The organism is Mesobacillus sp. ABV4_180 (assembly GCF_056158485.1).
Genome location: NZ_JBSWTJ010000001.1, coordinates 1,393,584 through 1,416,260, shown reverse-complemented (window position 1 = coordinate 1,416,260; position 22,677 = coordinate 1,393,584). Strand labels below are relative to the sequence as shown.

Here is a 22,677-nt window from a genome sequence, read left to right as displayed (position 1 = left end):
TGGCCTGTGAATCTTTTTGTTTTTTATGAAATTAGTTTCTCGTTGTCCGCCTGCTTCGCTTCATATTCTTTTATGCTGTCTTCCAATTGCAGTGTTAATTCTATTTCATCCCATCCATTCAGGAGCATATTGTACCAGTATGGGTGGATCTCGAACTCTGCTTTGAAACCTTCATTGTCGAATACAGTTTTCTGTTCCAGCGAAACAGTCAGTTCATATGGCTGTTTTCCTGCTCTATTTAGTAAATAGGCAGCTTCATCTTCTTTTAGTACAACAGGCAGAATACCATTCTTCAGGCAGTTTTGTTTGAAAATATCGGCAAAGGAAGGCGCAATCAACACTTTAAAACCATAATCCATCAGTGCCCACGGGGCATGCTCCCTGGATGAACCGCAGCCAAAATTTTCATTGGCGATTAATATTGATGCTCCCAGATTTTCCGGGAGATTCAGTTCGAATTTTTCATTCAGCTCACCTGTTGCGTTGAAGCGCCAGTCATAAAACAGATACTGGCCAAAACCTGTTTTCTCGATTCTTTTAAGGAATTGTTTTGGAATGATTTGGTCTGTATCCACATTTGCCCGGTCCATTGCGACGGCTTTTCCGGTAAATTGTTTAAAACTGGACATACCCGGCTCCTTTCTTCTGAAAGATTGATGTATTATATTCTCTAAACAACAACGCCAACCAATGTCCTGACATCGACGAAACGTCCAAATAACGCTGCTGCCGCTGCCATGGCAGGACTGACTAAATGTGTCCGTGCCCCTGCCCCCTGTCTGCCTTCAAAGTTGCGATTGGAAGTGGATGCACAATGTTCTCCTGCTGGCACAATGTCCGCATTCATGCTGAGACACATGCTGCAGCCGGATTCTCTCCACTCGAACCCTGCCTCAATAAAAGTTTGGGCAATGCCTTCTGCTTCTGCTATTTTCTTGACAGTCTGCGACCCAGGCACGACGATGGCCTGCACGCCAGGTGCGACTTTTTTTCCTTTGATGACTTCGGATGCTGCCCTGAGATCCTCGATCCGTGAATTTGTACAAGAGCCGATGAAAACCTTGGTGACATTAATATCTGTGATTTGTTGTCCTTCTTCAAGGCCCATATATTCAAAAGCTCTTTGGACGGATTTTCTTTCGGAATCCGTTTCGCATTCAGCCAAGGTAGGTACCCTGTCTGTTACGGGCGCGGTCATGGATGGATTCGTGCCCCAGCTGACCATCGGGGCAACATCATCGCCATCGACTTCTATCACATTGTCATACACAGCATCCTGGTCTGAAGAAAGCTGTTTCCATTCAAGGATTTTATCAAGGAAGGCATCTCCTTCGGGAACATATTTCCTTCCATTGAGGTAGGAAAAGGTTTTATCATCAGGAGCGACAATTGAAGCCTTCGCTCCTCCTTCAATCGACATATTGCAAATCGTCATCCTTTCCTCCATCGACATCTTCTTGACAACATCGCCGCAAAATTCGATCACGTAGCCAGTTCCGAATTTGACTCCATATTTACTGATGATAAACAGGATGACATCCTTGGCACTCACTCCTGGACTGAGTGAGCCGGATACTTCGACTTTCAAGGTTTTCGGCTTCGTTTGCCAGATGGTTTGGGTAGCAAGCACATGCTCCACTTCGCTCGTTCCAATTCCGAAAGCCAATGACCCGAAAGCACCGTGCGTCGATGTATGGCTGTCACCGCAAACGATGGTCATCCCGGGCTTCGTCAGTCCAAGCTCTGGTCCAATGACATGGACGATCCCCTGGTCAGGGCTGTCAAGGTCAGCGAGCGGAATGCCGAATTCAAGGCAATTATCCCTTAATGTATCCATCTGGTTTTCGGCAACTGGATCATCGATCTGGCTGCGATTGATGGTAGGAACATTATGATCCATTGTCGCAAATGTCAGATCCGGTCTCCTCACTGACCGTTTTTTCATCCTCAGCCCGGAAAAGGCCTGCGGGGAGGTTACCTCATGTACTAGATGAAGATCAATGTACATGAGGTCTGGTTTGCCTTCTTCCCTTTGGACGACATGGTTTTCCCAAATTTTTTCTATTATCGTTTTCCCCAATAATACCCTCCCCTTTTACTCGTTGATTTTGGTTTTATTATGCGTAAGCGCTCATGATATTCAAGATTGCTTCATTATCCATGAGTGCTGCCTGGATTTCTTCAACCATCCCCTCAGTTGTAACGAACGGATTGCCAAGTGTTGCGATATCTCTAGTTCTGCTGCCAGAATCAAGGACTTGCTTTACGGCGGTTTCGACAGCTTCCGCTTCTTCCTGAAGACCAAAGGACATCCTCAGCATCATCGCCGCAGAAAGGATCATCGCAATCGGATTGGCTGCATTCATGCCGGCGATATCAGGAGCTGATCCATGGATCGGTTCATAAAGATATGGTCCTTCGACTGATGCGCTGGCTGATGGCAGCATGCCAAGCGATCCAGTCAATACCGATGCCTCGTCGCTTAGAATATCCCCAAACATATTCTCTGTTACCATTACATCAAACTGGCGAGGATTCTTGATCAGCTGCATTGCCGCATTATCGACTAGCATATGCTCAAGCCGGACGCCTGGGTAATCCATTGCGACCTCTTCTGCTGTTTCCCGCCACATTCGGCTTGATTCCAGGACATTCGCCTTATCCACTGAAGTCACCTTGCCTTTGCGGGTAGATGCAAGCTCAAACGCATAGCGAATGACTCTCTCAATTTCTTTTTTCTGATAAAACAATGTATCTACTACGGATGCCTCGCCTTTCTGAACTTTCCTCTCGCTTGGTTTTCCAAAGTAAAGCCCGCCTGTCAATTCCCTGACAACGACCATGTCAGCACCATCGATCACTTCCTTGCGCAGCGGCGAAACCCCTGAAATGCTAGAATAGTATTGAACTGGCCGGACATTTGCATAAAGACCGAGCTCCTTCCTGATTTTCAAAAGCCCTTTTTCAGGACGGATATGCCCAGGCAGACGATCCCACTTTGGACCTCCCACTGCCCCTAACAGGACGGCATCGCTTGCTTTGCACATTTCGAGTGTATGGTCCGGGAGCGGGGTCCCGAATTCATCGATTGCTGCCCCGCCGATCTCACCATAAGAAAAATGGAACTTATGGCCATAAAGCTCACCTACTGCCTGGAGGATGCTGACCGCCCCCCTGCTTACTTCTTTGCCTACGCCATCACCTGGCAGGACTGCGATCCTTTTTTCCATAACATTCGCCTCCGTTTTTTTATGGTTTTATTAGCCATTGACTGCAATTTTCTTAGTATCTTCCATATATAAAACCCGATTAACTGCATTGAGATAAGCTTTCGCTGAAGCTTCAAGTACATCCTGAGCAAGGCCTCTGCCGCTGGTCTCACAGCCTCCGAACTCCAGTTTCACGTAGACCTGGGCGAGGGCATCCCTTCCTGCACCGACTGATTGTATCCTGTAATCAAGCAGACTGGCAGTTTCCTTCATGCACTTTTCCAGCGTATTATACAAAGCTTCAATGCTGCCGGAACCAGTGGATGCCTCCTGGATTTTTTCATTCTGGCATCCATAAAGGGTAACCGTTGCAGTTGGCACCTGGTTGGTGCCATACTGGACCTGGATCGAATCAAGCCGATAAAATTGCTGCTCCTTTGCCAGCTTCTCTTCAAGGATGATTGCCGCCAGGTCCTCATCCGTCATTTCCTTTTTGCGGTCTGCGAGTTCTTTAAATACAGAGAATAATTGATTAATATCCTGCTCAGGAACCGCCAGCCCGATTTCATTCAATCTATTCCGGAATGCATGCCGCCCGGAGTGCTTCCCGAGAACCATTGAGTTATTCTGTAAGCCTACCAGATCAGGAGAAATGATCTCATAGGTCGTTTTCTCCTTCAAAACCCCGTCCTGGTGGATTCCTGACTCATGCGCAAAAGCATTCCTGCCAACCACCGCTTTATTTGCCGGAACAGCCATCCCGGTCAGCTTGCTGACAAGGCTGCTCGTTCTGCTGATTTCCTTGAGGTTCATCCTCGTTTCAGCCTGGTAAAAATCTTTGCGGATATGGAGTGCAACCGCGAATTCTTCCAACGCTGCATTCCCGGCCCTTTCGCCGATCCCGTTTATTGTCCCTTCGACTTGTAAAGCCCCTGCAGACACTGCTGCAAGCGAGTTGGCGATGGACATCCCAAGGTCATCGTGACAGTGTGCCGATAGCTCAACCTTACTAATAGAAGGAACATGTTTCTGCAAATATTTAAAAATATTCCCGTATTCCTGAGGGGAAATATAGCCAACAGTATCTGGGATATTGATGACCTTCGCTCCAGCTTTAATCACTTCTTCAACGATTTCTGCAAGGAATTCCAGCTCTGTCCTGCAGGCATCCTCAGCCGACCATTGGATGACCGGAAACTTTGCTGCTGCATATTTAACAGTTCTTACCGCCGTTTCGATCACTTCTTCTTTTGTCTGCTTCAGCTTGTGCACCCTGTGAATTGGCGATGTTGCGATAAAAAGGTGGAGCCTAGGTTCTGCCCCATTCCGCAGCGCTTCCCACGCAGAGTCAATATCAGACAAAACCGAGCGTGCCAGGCCTGTTACCGAACATCCCTTGATCTGGCGCGAAATTTCCGCGACTGACGCGAAATCTCCCTTCGATGCTGCGGGAAAGCCTGCTTCGATAATATCGACATTCAATCTCTCCAACTGCTTTGCAATCTCAAGCTTTTCGGAAAAATTCAAATTGACTCCGGCCGACTGCTCCCCGTCCCTCAATGTCGTATCAAAGATTTTAATTCTTCGCACTGGCAGCCACTTCTCTCTGCTTTTGTTTATTGACGAACGGCATCATCTTTCTCAGTTCTCTTCCCACCACTTCTATCTGGTGGCGGTTCTCTTTTTCATTAGTGCTATTGAAAACCGGTCTGTTCGCTTCATTTTCGGCAATCCATCCTTTTGCGAAAGTGCCTTCCTGGATGTCCGTCAAAACTTTTTTCATTTCCTGTTTCACCTGGTCATTGACCACTCTTGGCCCGCTGACAAAATCGCCCCATTGTGCCGTGTCAGAGATGGAATAGCGCATTCCTTCGAGTCCGCCCTCATACATCAAATCAACGATCAGCTTAAGTTCATGCATCGTTTCAAAATAGGCCAGCTCTGGCTGGTAGCCTGCTTCGACAAGCGTTTCAAAGCCAGCTTTCACGAGCGAAGTCAAACCGCCGCATAGCACTGCCTGCTCCCCGAAAAGATCCGTTTCAGTTTCTTCTTTGAAAGTTGTTTCCAATGCCCCGGCTCTCAATGCACCAATCGCTTTCGCATAGGCAAGTGCCAGTTCCCTTGCTTCGCCAGATACGTCCTGATGGATTGCAAATAGCGCCGGGACGCCTGCACCTTCCTCATAAGTCCTTCTGACAAGATGTCCTGGGCCCTTTGGTGCGACTAGCAAAACATCACAGCTTTCCGGAGGGACGATCTGGTTAAAATGGACGTTAAAACCGTGAGCAAACATCAGTGCCTGATTTGTCAGCTGAGGTTCAACTTCATTTTTGTAAACAGCGGTCTGCCGCTCATCCGGCAACAGGATCATGACAACATCTGATGCGGCTACTGCTTCAGCAACCGGTTTAACTTCAAATCCATCCTGTTCCGCCTTTTCCCATGACTTTCCTGGCCTTAATCCAACGACAACTTCCACGCCGCTTTCGCGAAGATTCTGTGCATGCGCATGGCCCTGTGAGCCGTACCCGACAACTGCCACTCTCTTCCCGTTAAAATAAGCCTCATTCGCATCACCGTTATAATACATTTTTGCCATGTTCCCTCTCCCTTTCTAAAAGAAAATTTAATTTTAATTAGACAAATGAATATGTTTTTTGCTGGCTGGAACGCTGGTTTCCCCTCGGGAACGCTGTCGTTCCGGTACGGGCCATTTCCTTGATTCCGTATGGCTTGATCAAATCAATAAATGCTTCAACTTTTTCCGTTTCTCCTGTCAATTGGATGATGATGCTGTCCTTGCTCACATCAATCACTGAAGCCCTGAATGGTTCAATGACCGAATAGATTTCAGCACGGTTGTGAGGAAGGACTGGCACCTTCACGAGAACCAGCTCGCGGGCGACAATCGCCTGGTCACTGATATCCGCAACCTTCAGGACGTCAATCTGTTTGTTCAATTGCTTCGTGATCTGCTCAACCATCCCGTCATTCTCGACATGGACAACACATGTCATTCGCGAAACCCCTTCTTGCTCAGTAAGGCCAACCGAAATGCTCTCGATATTATAATTTCTTTTTGTAAATAGATTTGTGATCCTGTTCAATACTCCCGGACGGTTCAAGACTGTCAGCGTTATGATCCTTTTCATTTCTTCACTCCCACCATTTCGTGGATTCCTTTTCCTGGTGCAATCATTGGGTATACATTTTCATCTCCATCTACCCTGAAATCGAGCAGCACCGGTTCATTGTCATTGAGCACTTCATCAAGAACCTTATTCGCTTCTGCTTCGGATCGGATTTCGTACCCTTTGATGCCGTATGCCTCAGCCAATTTCACAAAGGAGGGCTGTACCGGGTTCTTGCTGTGTGAATATCTTGCGTTATAAAATATTTCCTGCCACTGTCTGACCATTCCAAGTGCGTTATTATTGAAAATCGCAATTTTGATCGGCAGCTGGTATTCTGCGATGACCGCCAGCTCCTGGGTAGACATCTGGAAACCGCCATCCCCGAGAACAGCTACAACACAGGCGGATGGATCTGCCAGCTGCGCTCCGATACTTGCGGGAAGGCCAAATCCCATTGTCCCGAGTCCTCCTGAGGTAACCCATCGGTCAGCAGTTTTAAACTGATAGTATTGGGCTGCCCACATCTGGTGCTGGCCTACATCGGTTACAACAATCGCTTCCCCTGACGTCTTTTCAAACAATAACTCCATCACTTTTTGCGGTTTAAGTACATCACTGTCCTCGTAATGATAAGGGAAATCTTTTTTCCAGGCTGATATCGTTTCCATCCAGTCATCATGCTCAGGTGGTGTGCCTGCCAATCCGACCAGCTGCCTTATCGCTTCTCCCGCGTCGCCGACAACAGGAATCTGGGTCGGGACGTTCTTGCCGATTTCAGCAGGATCGATGTCAACATGGGCGACGATTGCATGTGGTGCAAAATGCTTCAGGTTGCCTGTCAGGCGATCATCAAACCTTGCACCAATATTGATCAACAGGTCACAATGATAGAGCGCCATATTCGCTGCATAGCAGCCATGCATTCCTGCCATCCCCAGGAACAAGTTATGTCCAGCTGGAAAACCTCCCAATCCCAAAAGGGTGTGAACAACAGGAAGGCCCTGCTGTTCTGCGAATTCTTTTAAAAGGTTCGAAGCCTTTGCATGGAGGACGCCTGCTCCCGCGAGAATGACCGGCCGTTTTGCCCTGCTGACTGCATCTGATAATTTTTTTACCTGGATTAAATTCGGCTCGATTGTCGGCTGGTAGCCTGGAAGATGGATTTCCTGCTCTGGAGGCTCTTCCGAAACGGCTGCGGCAAGGTCCTTAGGGAAATCGATTACGACTGGCCCCGGCCTGCCGCTTGTTGCAATGTAGAATGCTTCCTTGATGATCCTCGGGATGTCCTTCGTGTCCCGAACCTGATAGTTGTACTTCGTTATTGGAGTAGTAATCCCAAGAATATCAGCTTCCTGAAAGGCATCTGTTCCGATGACGCCGGTCGCTACCTGGCCTGTGAAAACCACGAGCGGCAAAGAGTCCATCATCGCGTCTGCCAGGCCGGTAATAATATTCGTGGCTCCTGGTCCTGAGGTTGCGATCACTACGCCAGGCTTCCCGCTGATTCTCGCATATCCTTCCGCCGCGTGGATTCCTCCCTGCTCATGCCTTGGCAGCACATGAAGAATCTTAGAATCATAGAGTTTGTCGTAAATCGGAAGGACAGCCCCTCCGGGATAGCCGAAGATGACTTCGACATTTTCCTTTTCCAAAGCTTTAAGCAGCAAATCTGCGCCGCTCATCTGACTTGTTTCAGCCTTTGTTTCCTTCAAGGCAGCTTCCATTTATCGAACCTCCCGTTTGTTTATTGCGGTTATTATTGTTTTTTTCAAAATAAAAAAGCCCATTCCATCTCCATATGCCTGGCTGTGCCAGGCAAAGGGATGGAATAGGCTTTGTCTCCTGTTCCACGGTACCACCCTTCTTCACGCTTTAATGCGTGCGCTCATGCAGCTGCTGCTGCCTGTTTTGATAACGAGTGCCGCCACTCGACCAGTTTTACTGGGAAACCTTTCAAACTGGCGCTCCAGGGTGAGTTCATTCAATGCGGCATCACCGGTTCTCAGCAATCCCGGCTCTCTGTGCATGCTGATCGCATTAAATTAATTGTCCCTGTCTTCGCTTTACCCCTATTAAATTAACTGACTTGATGAGCTTTTTCCGGATAAACCTGGACACCTTCGGCAACGACTCTTGCTCTGAACTCCTGCAAAATATTCTGGGTATGCTTTCCTGGAACACCATCACCGATGACCCTTCCATCAACTTTTACAACCGCAATGACTTCTGCGGCGGTCCCGGTAAGGAACACTTCGTCGGCTGTGTAAACATCATGGCGGGTAAACGGTTCCTCCTTCACCTCATACCCAAGATTTTCGGCGATTTCCATTACCGCATTCCTTGTGATTCCTTCCAGAGCCCCTACGTAACCAGGCGGCGTCAGGAAGGTATTCCCTCTGACAATAAAAACATTATCAGCGGACCCTTCGGCAACATAACCTTGGTCATTCAGCATAAGTGCTTCGCTGACATTCGCCAGGTGCGCCTCGATCCTCACTAGTACATTGTTTAAGTAATTGAGTGATTTCACTTTTGGACTCAATACGTCCGGGCGATTCCTACGTGTCGCAACAGTCACGATATCAAGTCCGCGTTCATATAATTCCTTAGGAAAAATAGCGAGCGGTTCAACAATGATGACAACATTTGCGTTCGGACACTTATAGGGATCCAATCCAAGGTCCCCGACACCCCTCGAAACAACGACCCGGATATACGCATTGCGCAATTGGTTCCGTTGTACTGTTTCAACAACAAGGTCAGTGAACTCTTCCTTGGAGTGTGGCATGTTCAGCAAGATGGATTTTGCCGACCGGTAGAGTCGGTCCATGTGTTCTTCCATCCTGAAAATATTGCCGCCGTATACCCGTATCCCTTCAAAAATGCCGTCTCCGTATAGAAATCCATGGTCATATACTGACACCTTAGCATTTTCCTTGGTGACGAATTCACCGTTCAAGTAGATCCATTGATCGGGCACAATCAACACTCCTTTAATGAATAGACGCTTTAAATTATTAAATTCAATAGTTAAAAAAATACAGCTTTACATTATCAATAAATTAATATAAAACTATGTTTCACTTTTGATGCAATTAACTTGTTTTTTTATTTGAGGATTATCTTACGCCCATTTTTTACCCTCGTCAACAGTCTTTTTCCAAATTATCCGATAATTTAGATTAATTAGTTTATTTGTATACGCTTACATTGTTGATATATTCACATTTATAAAATCTTAAAATTTTTTCCTCTTACTGATATTTTATCTTCCTTTCCCAGAGGTGTGGCGATCCATATTATCCGAGCCCCTTTGTCAGGAGAATATAAAAAAAACTCACCTTACAGAAAGGTGAGTTAAGGTATGTAGTCTAAATGGCGTCCCAGGAGAGATTCGAACTCCCGACCGCACGCTTAGAAGGCGTGTGCTCTATCCAGCTGAGCTACTGGGACATGTTTGTTTTTCAAAGACAAGATTTATTATATTACCCAAATAAATAAAAGTCAATAAAAAATAAAACTTTTTTTCTGAGGGAATGATTATCTTCCCTCAGAAAAAATTATAATAGTTTTAGCTGGTTTTGTGAAGAGAAAACTCCTGTTTTAATCCAGGGATTTCTCCTTGTCCGTAGTCAAAAACTCTCAGGACGGCTTTGCCGCTTTCAAATTCAAGAATCGTATAAGTCCTTTCATTTCTGCCTCTAGGAAGTCTTATGCTTCCCGGATTGATGAACAGGACATCGTCTATCATTTCAGCTCCCAGAACGTGAGAGTGCCCGAAGCAAACAATATCTGCCTGTATTTCTTTAGCCTTATAATATAAATTCACGAGTGTTGTTTTCACTGAGTAATGATGCCCGTGCGTCACAAAAATAGTTAAGCCATTGATCACATGAATATCATCATCGGGGAAACTACCAAAGAAATCGCAATTCCCTTTGACTGACTTAAAGTTTTTGATTGCAGGTTCATCTTCTTTAAGCTCAGAATCGCCGCAATGGATCATCAAGTCTACATCTTTTCCATGAAGCTTTTCGATGCCCTCAAGCAGTTCTGTTGATCCGTGGCTGTCGCTGACAATCAATACTCTATTCATCGCCCTGCTCGCGCTCCTTGAGGACTTCCTCCAGTTTCCTGATGGCATTCGCCCGGTGGCTGATCCTGTTTTTCTCTTCGGAGGATAATTCCGCCATCGCCCTGCCTTCAGTTTCTACGAAGAAAACCGGGTCATACCCGAACCCATTGTTCCCTCTCCGTTCATGAAGGATCCTGCCTTCACAAGTCCCGAAAACCGTCAAAGTTTCCTTGCCAGGCTCCGCCATTGCGAGGGCGCAGCAAAACCTCGCAGTGCGCTCGCTTTCTGGCACATCCTGAAGTTCCATGAGAACTTTGTCAATGTTTGCTTCATCATTTTTTTCAGTCCCTGCATATCTTGCCGAATAGACACCAGGCCGCCCGTCCAGTGCATCGACTTCCAGCCCGGAATCATCCGCAATCACACTCACACCTAGAGCGTTTGCGATTGTCTCTGCTTTTAGGATTGCATTTTCTGTAAACGTTGCCCCTGTTTCTTCAACATCATCGAGCTCTGGAAAATCAAGAAGCGTTTTCACTGCCAACCCTTTCGGCAAAAAGATATTTTCGAATTCCCTTGCTTTCCCCTTATTTTTCGTTGCAATAATAACTGTATTCAATTGGGAGCCCCCTATCTCTTTTTTGCGGCTTCAATCCTGGCTGACAATTCCTCACCCAATGCTTCTTTCTGTTTCTCAAAAAGGTCTGCGATTCCTCCTTGTGCAGCCTTTAATAGTTCCTGAAGCTGGCTGTATGAAAAAGTCGATTCTTCGCCGGTTCCCTGAAGCTCAACGAATTCTCCATTGCCAGTCATGACAACATTCATGTCGACGTTCGCAGCGGAATCCTCTACGTAATTCAAATCTACCACTGCCTCGCCGCTTTTAAGGATCCCAACGCTCGTTGCAGCCAGGAAGTCTGTTACAGGAAACCCTGAGAGTTTCTTTTGCTTACTGAGCTTATAAAGTGCCTGTGCCATCGCCACATAGGCCCCCGTTATCGATGCTGTCCGGGTCCCGCCGTCCGCCTGGATCACATCGCAATCTACCCAGACTGTCCGCTCCCCAATTGCCTCGAGGTTGACTACAGCCCTCAATGCCCTGCCGATCAGCCTCTGGATTTCCATCGTCCTTCCGGAAATCTTCCCTTTCGCCGCTTCCCTGATATTCCTCTGCTCAGTTGCACGCGGAAGCATCGAATACTCCGCAGTGATCCATCCTTTGCCTTCACCGCGCATGAATGGCGGGACCCTGTCGTCTATACTTGCAGTGCATATTACTTTCGTATCCCCAACTGTGATTAATACAGAACCTTCGGGATGCTTCAAATAATCAGTTTCAATATGTATCGGCCTTAATTGTAGGGGTTCTCTCCCATCGAATCGCATATAAAAAGCCCTCCTTAGCATGATGAAAGGCAGACGCCGCTTTAGGATCTGCCAGCTATACACAATAAAGAAGAGGCAGCCGAAAGCCTGCCTCTTAAAATGTCTTTATTTAGTATATCAAAATCTCGCGATTAAAAACTACCTGTGTTGACTTTTTCTGGTCTCGTGACTGGTTCCGACAGCTTTTCACCTTTCTCTGTCAGCACATCATTTTTGCCTTTTACAGTGAGGGCAACACTCTCGATGCCAGCCTGCTCAGTCAGGGACAATACAAGTGAATTAAGCAGATGTTCAGAAACCATTTTTTCCTCAAAGCTGCCGTAAATCGACTCGTTAAAGTTCAAAGTAACCTTTCCGCCTTCAAGCTTCGGTGCATCTAGCAGCTTCACGTCCGGCTGGAATTCCGACAGAAGATTTGATGCATATGCCGGGCCTTCAACAAGCTCGTTTACGATCGCGGTAATATTGTCCTTGATATCATTTCCGACGCGTTTAGTCACAGGAACATAGTAGTACGCTTCTTCCTCCCCGCCAATATAATAAACTGTGACAGCTTTTGTATTTGTAATGTCTACAACATCGGAATTATCAATGTTGATGCCATCTGCACGGCTCAGGTCACCACCGATTGGAGTTCCGTTTACAGGCATCTCTTCAAGCGGGGTGCCGTTCATTTGCAGCTTGACCTCATTGATGCTGTCAAATTGGGTAAGTGTCCACGTAACGGCCTCAAGGATCTTTTTCTCATCCTCTTTCTTATAGGTTGCAAATTCTTTTGAGAAATCAACAATTGCCGTTCCATCCTTGATGTTCACTGTCATTTGCGTGTCAGCAGGAAGGACTGCCCTGAATCCATTAGGAAGCATTTCCTGAACTGGCCCATTGGCTACAAGGTATTCAAGAGCCTGCTTGGCTACGCTCTCGGTTTTTGGAAGCTCCATTGTTTGAGAAACGACATAGCCACTTTTGTCGATCAAATACAATTCAGTCTTTACTGTTGTTTCAACTGCTTCTTTGCCATCTTCTGTTGCCTCTGTAGAAACATTTTCATCAACTGCTTCTCCATCTTCCATCAATGTCACATCCTGAGGCGGATCGATTTTCTTTTTTTCCTCTCCTCCGAACAGCCCGCAGCCAGACAGGAATACCGTAGTTGCCAATGTTGCAGCTGTAACGATCACAGTCTTTTTATTTTTTGACATATAAATCCCTCCAAAGACAGTTTGTACTAACATGTATACGAGCCTTTGGATTTTTTAGACCGCCTTTGGAAAGATTTTTGGGAAAAGCTTAAAAAGATTAGAATAAATTAAAGAAAATCACCTGTATTCCTAAACAATAACAATCAAAAGACCCCCATAACTGGAGGTCTCTGTTAACCTAATTTTATTTTCTCTACGTCTTTAATCGGCATTTCAAGCCACTGGGAGGCAATGCTTGTGAAAATTGTCCGGGAACCGGTCGTGTAAAATAAATGCTCAGGCAGTTCATCCCGAACCGCAAACATTTCATTATGGCCAAGGATTGTGCTTACCTCACGGGCCGTCTCTTCACCAGAGCTGATCACTTTGACCTCCGGCCCCATCACTTGCTTGATAAGGGGCTCCAACAAAGGGTAGTGGGTGCAGCCAAGGATCAATGTATCCAGTCCTTGCCCCAGCAAAGGCTGTAATGTTTCTGTGACTACTTTTTCAGCTACATAGCCATTGTATTCACCGCTCTCAACTAACGGTACAAACTTCGGGCAAGCGAGAGCTTCGACCGCAGTCCGGCGGTTGATCGATTTCAGCGCATGTTCATAGGCCCGGCTTTTGACCGTGCCTTCTGTCCCAATGATTCCAATTTTATAATTATCTGTTACCTTGATTGCTGTCCTTGCACCTGGCTGAATTACTCCCAGCACAGGAATCGAGAGCTCATGCCGGATTTCCTCAAGGACCACAGCGGTTGCTGTATTGCAGGCAATCACCAGCATTTTAATATTCTTTTCAAGCAGGAAGCGGGTCATTTCCCATGTGAACCGTTTTACTTCTTCTACAGGGCGAGGGCCATACGGACAACGCGCTGTATCGCCGACATAGATGATTTGTTCATATGGCAGCTGCCTCATGACTTCCTTGGCAACTGTCAGTCCGCCCACACCTGAATCAATGATTCCGATTGGATCGTTCAAAAAACTCGCCTCATTCTCCACGCATTTCATGATGTAATTTTGCCAAACTGTTCTTCAAAGACAAGATTTCCTCGCCAGAAAAATCCTTAAGCACTTCCTGAAGATACAGTTGGCGCTTCTTGATCACTTCATCGATGATTCTTTCGCCTTCTTCAAGAAGATGGATGCGGACAACCCGCCTGTCATTCGGATCCTTAACCCTGACAACGAGTTCATTTTTTTCCATGCGGTCAACGAGATCCGTCGTTGTGCTGCAAGCCAGGAACATCTTGTTCGACAATTCACCGATTGTCATATCTCCATCTTCAAACAGCCACTGCAAGGCAATGAACTGAGGAGGTGTGATCGTGTAATTGCTCAGGAGCTCGCGGCCCTTTTGCTTAATGATTCCCGATATGTAGCGTAAATCTTTTTCAATATCAGCAACCGTGTCCAGTCCCTGATTATTTTCGATTCCTTCAAGCTTCATCCGTAACAACTCCTAGAATAGATGCATTTCTCAATTTTTATCGCAAACACTTGGTAGGCAAGTGAACATTATATTTTATACTATTGCCCTTATTTTCTACTTTTTTCGAGCAAATTTCAAGACAGAATTCTCTTTTGACACGATAATCTCCTTGATTCATCTCCTTATAAACATCTAACCGGCCCCCCAACTGGTTGGCCGGTCTAGATTAAAGTTCTAGCTCTCCCATACGCAGGAGCTCTACAACAGCTTGGGAACGCCCCTTTACACCAAGCTTCTGCATGGCGTTTGAAATATGGTTCCGAACCGTTTTTTCGCTGATAAATAATTCACTAGCGATCTCTTTTGTTGTTTTGTCTTGTACTAACAGTTCGAAAACTTCTCTTTCGCGTTTAGTGAGTAATGGCTTGTGAGTATATTCATTTTCCTTCAAGTATTGTAACCCTCCTTGCCTTCGCCAGCTGTGAACTGCGGGGTGGGTATAAATTTAGTCAACATATCATATGTGAAGGAAAGAGTTGGAGTGACAATATTTAAAGCAGTTCAGAATGATTTTTATAAATTATTCCAAACTTTACTTTACAATCGTTTTTTTGCTTCTTGAAAACAAGTCCCTGCTCTCCTCCGTCCATGCTACCCCCTTGCCTGTCCTCTTGGAAATTTGCACAATTGTGCCTCTTCCGGCAAGGCATATGGCCCCATCTGCCTTCTTCCCCATATAATGCAGATCGACCGAGGAATTCCCGATTGAATTAGCTTTTACATAAATTTTCAACTCTTCATCGAAATAAATTTGGCTCAGGTAGTCACACTGCAAATCGGCCACAACTGGAATGGTTTCATTTTCCGGCTTGACCCAATCCTGCATGAACCCCTGACTTTTAAAATATTCAATCCTGGCCTGTTCAAAATATGTGAACGGAACAGTGTTGTTCAAATGACCGAACATATCTGTTTCAGAAAAACGGACCTTCACCTGATAAAAAAATTCAAATTCCTCATCCCACTTTACGATATCTTCAATGTATCCCATCTTCTTCATCCTGTGACCTCCCAATAAAATGAATGAACATTCACTCTTTTCTTTATTATAAATATTTTAAGTCTTTTAGGGAACAAAAAAGGAAGGATTGGAATTTCCAACCCTTCCGATAATGGTCAGCTTGCCTTATCATACCCACAGGCTTTCCCTTTTTTATCATGCCCTGCATGCTTTCCATGATCTACTCTCTCCTTCTCCGGACCTGCGTTGCCACTTTCATCTGGACATTCTTTTTGCCCATTATTCAAATGAATTTGCACCAAAACAGGATCATGGTCACTTGCCCGGCCATGCTCTTCCATATACAACGAGTTGATGTTGATGATATCAGCCTCTGCTTGATCAGCAAGATGGCTCGATACAAGGATATGGTCCAAAACCTGTGAATTTCCCTGATAGTTATAAGTAAATCTCTCGCCTTCTGGCAAAGTCTCAATCATATTAGTTAATTGGCCGTTTTCCAGAGCCTCAATTGGCCTGGAAAATTCGAAGTCATTCAAATCGCCAAGAACAATAACATTTGCCTTTCGATCTTCCGCATGTATGCCTGCAATGAATTCATTGAGCAATTTTGCAATCTCAATTCTTTTCACTTCGCTATCGAGTACAGGTGGCTGGGTAACCCCGAATAAAGGATCATCTCCGCCCTTTGAGTTAAAATGATTCGCAATGACAATTACTTCCTGCCCTTTGAAAACAAACTCAGCAGCCAATGGCTTTCTAGTATCTTCAAAAATAGGATTCTGTGGATCAATTCTTCCTGGATTCAAGGTTAGGTCGCCGTTTTCATAGGCAACTGCGTCTGTAGCTGTTCCTTTCGGAGCTTCTTTAAGCTGTACGCGTTCAGGATTATATAAATATCCAACCCGGATGTTACCTCCAGGCGCACCACCATCCTGATTGTACTCAGGAGCAATGTCGGTCCAGCTATACGCTGGTCCGCCTTGTGCAATAATTTCATCTATCAAAGCCTGGTAGCTTTGTGATGCATCTGCAGAGCCGCTGGCAGTCTGGCCATCGTTGTCCTGTACCTCTACAAGACCAACAATATCAGGGGTCTTTAAGTTATTGACGATTGAATCAGCAATTCTAGCAGTCTTGGATTGATTGGTTTCAGGAGAAAAATTTTCAATGTTATAGCTTGCGACCGTTAGTTTATTCTCCTTCTGTTCGAAAGTGGCATAATCCTCGACCAGCTCACTCTCAACCAGCTCAGGAAGATTTTCCTGGTCAACAAGGATTTTATAGTTGGAGAAGCTATAGCTCACAACACCTGTAACCATGCCGTTAAAAAAATCTCCTGCTTTTGCTACAAAGTCACGATCGATAAGCAGGAACATTCTTTCAGGATTAGAGCTATCCTCAGTGAGCAGAATGCCGCCTTGCGGACTGTATACTTTCCCTTCAACCTTATTCGGGATGACCGGTACTTCGCCATACTTTTGTGGGCCAATTACCTGTGGGCTTTCCACTCCGGTTCTCATTCCTTCAAGGCTTTCATAAAAATCGATGCCATCCTCCGCAGGATCAAATATACCGAATTGGTCATTGTCGATTACCTGTGTTGGTGCAATACGGTCTTGACCGATGACAACCGGCTCAGGAAGCTTGACTCCAGAAGCAAGTTTTGTCACTGAAGACGCATTGATTTCAGTCATTGCAAGGTCGGTCTGCAGCTTTTCACTGTAACCATCGAGTACCCACTCTTTCACAAGACCATCGACCTCGACTTGATCACCTGCAGTTAGACCGTGAGCTCTTTTATATACATAGATAGCTTCAGAGGTATTGGAATTGCCATCATCTTCAGGATCCTGCATGAAGAATGCGTTGTTTCCTTCAACCTTTGTTACAATACCCGCAACTTGAGCTACCTGCTGGTCCTTATATGGGGAAGCATGACCTTCACCCTGGATGTCATGAATCTTCAAGCCAGTTACCGCTGGTGGCTCTGGCTCACCAGGTTCACCTGGCTCTCCACCGCTGTCGTCAGCAAACACCATAGCCGTTGGGGATTTTAAACCAGGTACAGCGAAATAATCCGTCAACGGACCTGTAACCTGTACCTTTTTCCCGACAATATCTGGATTGGTTTGTAAGCCAAATGCACTTCTATAAGAAGAACTTATTTGAACTGGCAATACTTTTGCCGGATCTGTTTCTCCGGCAGTATCTGCCATCAAAAAATTATAATCATTCCCGAATGGTGCTTCATAGTCATATGAATTAGTACCTGCTGCATGTCCTACTATGTAACCTTCTACTGTAGCCGTTCCACTATTATTCTCGATTGCCTGTTGGACAGTCATAACAGTTTCAGCAGATGCTTGACCAGAAAACGGTATCACATAGCTTACCATTAAAATAACTGCTGACAGCCAGGAAAAAGTTTTACGCTTCAAATTCCCCACATATATTCCTCCTCAAATTTTGTCGGAATTCATAGTCTTTCCGTCAAGAGAAATATAACATGGTTAAATACGCCTTTTCATGAAGTGAATGTAAGTTTTTTGTTAAATACAGAAAAATGAATCTATAGTATGGAAGCGTTTTCTAGTGCGGCAAACTTATTTACTAGATAAAACGAAAACAAGCCAGGACTATTGGTCCTGGCTCCCTTTAAAGTGTCTAGTGTCTATGATTTAATTTTGGATTCAATCGGTATTAGATGCCCTCTTGGCATAAATAATATATCGATCGGGGGCATCGCCTACATAATTGAATGGATAGCAAGTAGTTAAAACGAGCTCTTCTTCGGAATTTTGGAGAGTAATGATACTTGTATCGTCTGCACTGACAATTTTTGTGCCGGTTATCTCATATGTATACTCTCCATAAGGCATTTTCATCGTTAGGTGATCACCCAATTCCAGGTCCCCTGCTTTACGGAAAACTGTATCACGATGGCCTGAGAGGACAATTTGTCCATTTTCCTCTGGGTAGAATGAGTCTTTGTAGTGGCCAACACCTTTTTCAAGATTATCCGGATCTGTCCCCTCTACGATAGGCAGTTCTGCATTAATTTTCGGAATCATCAGCAATCCAGAGGCTTCTCCCGTATCCGGCTTGAATTCTTCCTTATTTGCCTTTGGTTTATCCTCCCTCACCAACGCCCTGGCCGCTTCTAGGGAAATTTGTTCCTGCCGTTTTGTATTCCATAATTGAAATAAACCTATCCCCAAAATAACCATCCCGCAGAGAATAATAGCAATTGCCAATATCTTTGTTATTTTCATAGACCGCTCCTGAATATGTCTTTAGAATCAGTATACCAAGTAGAACTCCGGTAAAAAAAGGATTAATTTATTTGGTAATTAGACAAAAAAAGCGCAAGCGACTTTTTCAGCAAAAAGTTTTGATATGGTAAAAACAATAGCTGGATTGAGAATGATACGGACAGTTATCCGATTTTGATATCCAAAACATGAAAAACCCCCCTTTTCCAAGAGGAAAAGGAGGGAGCTGTTTATACCTGATCGCTTCCGAAGAAGTTTTTGAATGCCTGGATTGTAGTGTCTCGGTTCAAGGCAGCAATAGATGTTGTCAAAGGAATTCCCTTAGGGCAGGACTGGACGCAGTTCTGGGAGTTACCGCAGTTTGCAAGTCCACCATCACCCATGATCGTTTCAAGTCGCTCGCCTTTGTTCAAAGCACCTGTTGGGTGCGCATTGAACAGACGTACTTGTGAAAGCGACTGAGGACCGATGAAATCTGATTTGCTGTTTACGTTCGGACAAGCTTCAAGGCAGACACCGCAAGTCATGCACTTAGAGAGCTCATATGCCCATTGGCGTTTCTTTTCTGGCATGCGCGGCCCTGGTCCAAGGTCGTATGTTCCATCGATTGGAACCCATGCCTTAACTCGCTTCAAGGAATCGAACATGCGGCTGCGGTCCACCTGAAGGTCACGCACAACTGGGAATGTTCTCATTGGCTCAAGCCTGATTGGCTGCTCCAGCTGGTCCACCAGTGCAGAACAAGACTGGCGAGGGCGGCCATTGATAACCATTGAACATGCACCGCAAACCTCTTCAAGGCAGTTCATATCCCATGCGATAGGGGTAGTAGTCTCACCTTTTGAATTCACGGGATTTCGACGGATTTCCATCAGCGCCGAAATCACATTCATGTTTGGACGATAATCCAATACAAATGTTTCATCATAAGCGGCTGAATCAGGAGTATCCTGACGGCTGATAACGAATGTGACAGTTTTTTTCTCTGACATGCCTTATTACTCCCCTTTCTTCTTAGAGTAATCGCGTTTACGCGGTTGGATTAATGAAGTATCAACATCTTCATAGTGGAAAGCTGGCGCAGAATTTGCATCAACAAACTTCGCCATTGTTGTTTTCAAGAAGTCCTCATCATTACGATCAGGGAACTCCGGTTTATAGTGAGCCCCACGGCTTTCGTTACGGTTGTAGGCACCAATCGTGATTACGCGTGCAAGCTGAAGCATGTTTTGAAGCTGGCGTGTGAATACCGCTCCCTGATTGCTCCATTTCGCAGTATCATTGATATTGATATTCTTGTAACGCTCCATCAATTCAACGATTTTCTCATCTGTCTTCAATAGTCTGTCATTATAACGAACTACTGTTACGTTGTCAGTCATCCATTCACCAAGCTCTTTGTGAAGGACATAAGCATTTTCTGTGCCATCCAATGACATGACATTGTTCCACTTCTCCTGCTCCATCATAACGTGCTGGTCAAATACTGCTGAAGAAATCGCATCTGCGCTCTTTTCCAGTCCGTTGATGTAACGGATTGCATTTGGACCTGCTACCATACCGCCATAAATGGCTGATAATAGTGAGTTTGCACCGAGACGGTTCGCACCGTGCTGTGAGTAATCAACTTCACCTGCAGCAAAGAGGCCTGGGATATTCGTCATTTGATCATAGTCAACCCACAGTCCGCCCATTGAATAGTGAACGGCCGGGAATATTTTCATAGGAACTTTTCTTGGATCGTCTCCCATGAATTTTTCATAGATTTCAATGATTCCGCCAAGCTTGATGTCAAGCTCCTTAGGATCCTTATGTGATAGGTCAAGGTAAACCATGTTCTCGCCGTTGATGCCTAGCTTCTGGCTTACGCAGACATCGAAGATCTCACGTGTCGCGATGTCACGCGGTACAAGGTTTCCGTATGCAGGGTACTTCTCTTCGAGGAAGTACCAAGGCTTACCGTCTTTGTAAGTCCAAACTCGTCCACCTTCACCACGAGCAGATTCACTCATCAGGCGAAGTTTGTCGTCGCCAGGAATCGCTGTAGGGTGGATCTGGATGAATTCACCGTTTGCGTAATATCCTCCCTGCTGGTAAACGATCGCAGCAGCTGAACCAGTATTGATAACAGAGTTCGTTGTTTTACCGAAGATGATACCAGGGCCTCCGGTTGCCATGATAACCGCATCAGCAGCAAATGACTTGATTTCCATTGAAGTCAGGTTTTGGGCAACGATCCCGCGGCAGATGCCTTCGTCATCCTTGATTATTCCAAGGAACTCCCATCCTTCATACTTCGTGACCAAGCCAGCCACTTCATGGCGGCGCACTTGCTCATCCAATGCGTACAGAAGCTGCTGTCCAGTTGTCGCACCGGCAAAAGCTGTACGGTGATGCTGAGTTCCTCCAAAACGGCGGAAGTCAAGCAAACCTTCCGGCGTACGGTTGAACATAACACCCATACGGTCAAGAAGATGGATGATTCCAGGTGCTGCTTCAGCCATAGCCTTTACCGGAGGCTGGTTCGCAAGGAAGTCACCGCCATATACTGTATCATCAAAGTGCTCCCATGGAGAGTCACCTTCACCTTTAGTATTTACTGCACCGTTGATTCCGCCCTGTGCACATACAGAGTGGGAACGTTTTACCGGCACAAGAGAGAACAGTTCAACAGGAGTTCCTGTTTCTGCTACTTTTATTGTAGCCATTAAGCCAGCTAATCCGCCGCCGACTACGATAACCTTACCTTTACTCATCGTGACTCACTCCCTTAAATCCAAATCTGTCTTTCATATCCGATCAAAAGAAATTCTTTTACAAATTGAGTGTTTCGATCAACCGCTCAGTCTGATGCATGCGAAAATTCTTATACAAACGCCAGGATCGCGCGGACTCCGACGATGGAAAGCGCAATGAATACACCAATCGTGATATAAGTGGAAATCACTTGTGAACGAGGTGTTACAGTGATGCCCCAGCTTACGAAGAATGACCATAATCCGTTCGCAAAGTGGAAAGTTGTAGAAATGACACCAATTAAATAGAACCATAGCATGAATGGACTTGAAAGGATCGTCTCCATCATCTGGAAGTTAACGTCCGCTCCAAATGCTGCAGCAATACGAGTTTCCCATACGTGCCATGCGACGAAAATCAAAGTAATCACGCCGGACACACGCTGAAGCATGAACATCCAGTTCCTGAAATAGCTATATTTCCCTATATTGTTCTTAGCCGTAAAAGCAATATAAAGACCGTAGATTGCATGGAATAGTAACGGTAAGAAGATAATGAAGATTTCTAGAAAATACCTGAAAGGCAGCTGCTCCATAAAATGAGCTGCTTTGTTGAATGATTCTTCTCCCCCAGTAGCAAAATGGTTGACTACAAGGTGCTGCATGAGGAAAAGACCTACTGGAATAACACCCAGCAACGAATGCAGCCTCCGCCAATAAAACTCTTGTTTACCCGCCATATGTATACCCCCCTTGAAATTTGGCCGTGATGTAAAGGCTTCTCTCCCCATCCCTATTAACCTAACAGATCGATTAAACCCAACACCGAAACTAAGCAATTCTTACAATTATGTGACATGTTCATTTTACTCCCATCATTATAGAGCGTCAAGAAAACGGATACATAAAAATGCTTATATAGATAAAATTTTTAAAATATATTGATATTGTAAAAAATCCCACTTTCTAATTATTTTAACGCCCTTTCGAGTATATTAAAATAATAGTATTGCCTTTTAGATACATCAAAAAAAATTTCCCGATATTATTTTTTATGGCTGTGTTAATGATTATCGTTTTTCAAGTCCTGTTGATTGGAGTGGAAGGCGCGCAGACTCCTGCGGGAGCATGGGTCAGGGGAGACCCCACAGGTGCTGAAAGCGCCGAGGAGGCTCCCCGGGCCACCCGCGGAAAGCGAAGCGCCTGGAACGGAAATCA

21 protein-coding genes, 1 tRNA gene and 1 other annotated feature are annotated in these 22,677 nt (G+C 45.4%); all 22 genes read right to left on the bottom strand.

Going from position 1 to position 22,677, the window contains the following annotated elements; translation table 11 throughout:
- Positions 1-23: 23 nt before the first annotated feature.
- The gene (leuD, locus tag ACXAEA_RS07030; protein WP_475095193.1) at positions 24-629 is read right to left on the bottom strand and encodes a 3-isopropylmalate dehydratase small subunit; all 606 of its coding nucleotides are present in this window, start codon (positions 627-629) and stop codon (positions 24-26) included.
- 41 nt (positions 630-670) lie between these two features.
- Complete coding sequence (leuC, locus tag ACXAEA_RS07025) at positions 671-2,080, bottom strand: 3-isopropylmalate dehydratase large subunit (RefSeq protein WP_475095192.1); 1,410 nt, start codon at positions 2,078-2,080, stop codon at positions 671-673.
- A 37-nt stretch (positions 2,081-2,117) separates the two neighbouring features.
- Positions 2,118-3,230 carry a 3-isopropylmalate dehydrogenase gene (gene leuB / locus ACXAEA_RS07020; RefSeq protein WP_475095191.1) on the bottom strand — a complete coding sequence of 371 codons (1,113 nt, stop codon included), beginning with the start codon at positions 3,228-3,230 and terminating at the stop codon, positions 2,118-2,120.
- Positions 3,231-3,260: 30 nt separating this feature from the next.
- Entirely contained in the window at positions 3,261-4,799 is a 1,539-nt protein-coding gene (locus ACXAEA_RS07015) for a 2-isopropylmalate synthase (protein ID WP_475095190.1), read from the bottom strand.
- Positions 4,786-5,808 (bottom strand): ketol-acid reductoisomerase, encoded by a 1,023-nt coding sequence (gene ilvC / locus ACXAEA_RS07010; RefSeq protein ID WP_475095189.1) that lies wholly within the window; start codon positions 5,806-5,808, stop codon positions 4,786-4,788. Before ilvC ends, ACXAEA_RS07015 begins: the two co-directional genes overlap by 14 nt.
- 37 nt (positions 5,809-5,845) lie before the next feature.
- Complete coding sequence (ilvN, locus tag ACXAEA_RS07005; protein ID WP_475095188.1) at positions 5,846-6,361, bottom strand: acetolactate synthase small subunit; 516 nt, start codon at positions 6,359-6,361, stop codon at positions 5,846-5,848.
- Positions 6,358-8,067 carry an acetolactate synthase large subunit gene (gene ilvB, locus ACXAEA_RS07000; protein ID WP_475095187.1) on the bottom strand — a complete coding sequence of 570 codons (1,710 nt, stop codon included), beginning with the start codon at positions 8,065-8,067 and terminating at the stop codon, positions 6,358-6,360. The genes ilvN and ilvB overlap by 4 nt, the downstream gene beginning before the upstream one ends.
- A gap of 92 nt (positions 8,068-8,159) precedes the next feature.
- Positions 8,160-8,411: a binding site (T-box leader), on the bottom strand.
- Positions 8,412-8,420: 9 nt separating this feature from the next.
- The gene (gene ilvE, locus ACXAEA_RS06995; protein WP_475095186.1) at positions 8,421-9,323 is read right to left on the bottom strand and encodes a branched-chain-amino-acid transaminase; all 903 of its coding nucleotides are present in this window, start codon (positions 9,321-9,323) and stop codon (positions 8,421-8,423) included.
- Positions 9,324-9,719: 396 nt separating this feature from the next.
- Positions 9,720-9,796, bottom strand: a tRNA-Arg gene (locus tag ACXAEA_RS06990).
- A 118-nt stretch (positions 9,797-9,914) separates the two neighbouring features.
- Positions 9,915-10,439 (bottom strand): metallophosphoesterase, encoded by a 525-nt coding sequence (locus ACXAEA_RS06985; protein WP_475095185.1) that lies wholly within the window; start codon positions 10,437-10,439, stop codon positions 9,915-9,917.
- The gene (locus tag ACXAEA_RS06980) at positions 10,432-11,037 is read right to left on the bottom strand and encodes an XTP/dITP diphosphatase (protein ID WP_475095184.1); all 606 of its coding nucleotides are present in this window, start codon (positions 11,035-11,037) and stop codon (positions 10,432-10,434) included. The genes ACXAEA_RS06985 and ACXAEA_RS06980 overlap by 8 nt, the downstream gene beginning before the upstream one ends.
- A gap of 11 nt (positions 11,038-11,048) precedes the next feature.
- Complete coding sequence (rph, locus tag ACXAEA_RS06975; protein WP_475095183.1) at positions 11,049-11,804, bottom strand: ribonuclease PH; 756 nt, start codon at positions 11,802-11,804, stop codon at positions 11,049-11,051.
- A gap of 131 nt (positions 11,805-11,935) precedes the next feature.
- On the bottom strand, positions 11,936-13,006 hold the full coding sequence (locus ACXAEA_RS06970) for a GerMN domain-containing protein (RefSeq protein WP_475095182.1): 1,071 nt from the start codon (positions 13,004-13,006) through the stop codon (positions 11,936-11,938).
- Between the two features lie 173 nt (positions 13,007-13,179).
- Positions 13,180-13,977, bottom strand: a complete 798-nt coding sequence (racE, locus tag ACXAEA_RS06965) for a glutamate racemase (protein ID WP_475095181.1) — start codon at positions 13,975-13,977, stop codon at positions 13,180-13,182.
- A 10-nt stretch (positions 13,978-13,987) separates the two neighbouring features.
- Positions 13,988-14,446, bottom strand: a complete 459-nt coding sequence (locus tag ACXAEA_RS06960; RefSeq protein WP_475095180.1) for a MarR family winged helix-turn-helix transcriptional regulator — start codon at positions 14,444-14,446, stop codon at positions 13,988-13,990.
- Positions 14,447-14,654: 208 nt separating this feature from the next.
- Positions 14,655-14,879 carry a spore germination transcription factor GerE gene (gene gerE, locus ACXAEA_RS06955; RefSeq protein ID WP_019154738.1) on the bottom strand — a complete coding sequence of 75 codons (225 nt, stop codon included), beginning with the start codon at positions 14,877-14,879 and terminating at the stop codon, positions 14,655-14,657.
- Between the two features lie 141 nt (positions 14,880-15,020).
- Positions 15,021-15,488, bottom strand: a complete 468-nt coding sequence (locus tag ACXAEA_RS06950; protein ID WP_475095179.1) for an acyl-CoA thioesterase — start codon at positions 15,486-15,488, stop codon at positions 15,021-15,023.
- Between the two features lie 116 nt (positions 15,489-15,604).
- Entirely contained in the window at positions 15,605-17,899 is a 2,295-nt protein-coding gene (locus ACXAEA_RS06945) for a DUF6359 domain-containing protein (protein WP_475095178.1), read from the bottom strand.
- A 243-nt stretch (positions 17,900-18,142) separates the two neighbouring features.
- Positions 18,143-18,718: a class D sortase gene (locus ACXAEA_RS06940; protein WP_475098071.1), complete on the bottom strand. Its 576-nt coding sequence runs from the start codon at positions 18,716-18,718 to the stop codon at positions 18,143-18,145.
- Positions 18,719-18,954: 236 nt separating this feature from the next.
- Positions 18,955-19,716 carry a succinate dehydrogenase iron-sulfur subunit gene (sdhB, locus tag ACXAEA_RS06935; RefSeq protein ID WP_475095177.1) on the bottom strand — a complete coding sequence of 254 codons (762 nt, stop codon included), beginning with the start codon at positions 19,714-19,716 and terminating at the stop codon, positions 18,955-18,957.
- Positions 19,717-19,722: 6 nt separating this feature from the next.
- Positions 19,723-21,480 (bottom strand): succinate dehydrogenase flavoprotein subunit, encoded by a 1,758-nt coding sequence (gene sdhA / locus ACXAEA_RS06930; protein ID WP_475095176.1) that lies wholly within the window; start codon positions 21,478-21,480, stop codon positions 19,723-19,725.
- A gap of 110 nt (positions 21,481-21,590) precedes the next feature.
- Positions 21,591-22,199 (bottom strand): succinate dehydrogenase cytochrome b558 subunit, encoded by a 609-nt coding sequence (locus ACXAEA_RS06925; protein WP_475095175.1) that lies wholly within the window; start codon positions 22,197-22,199, stop codon positions 21,591-21,593.
- Positions 22,200-22,677: the final 478 nt, after the last annotated feature.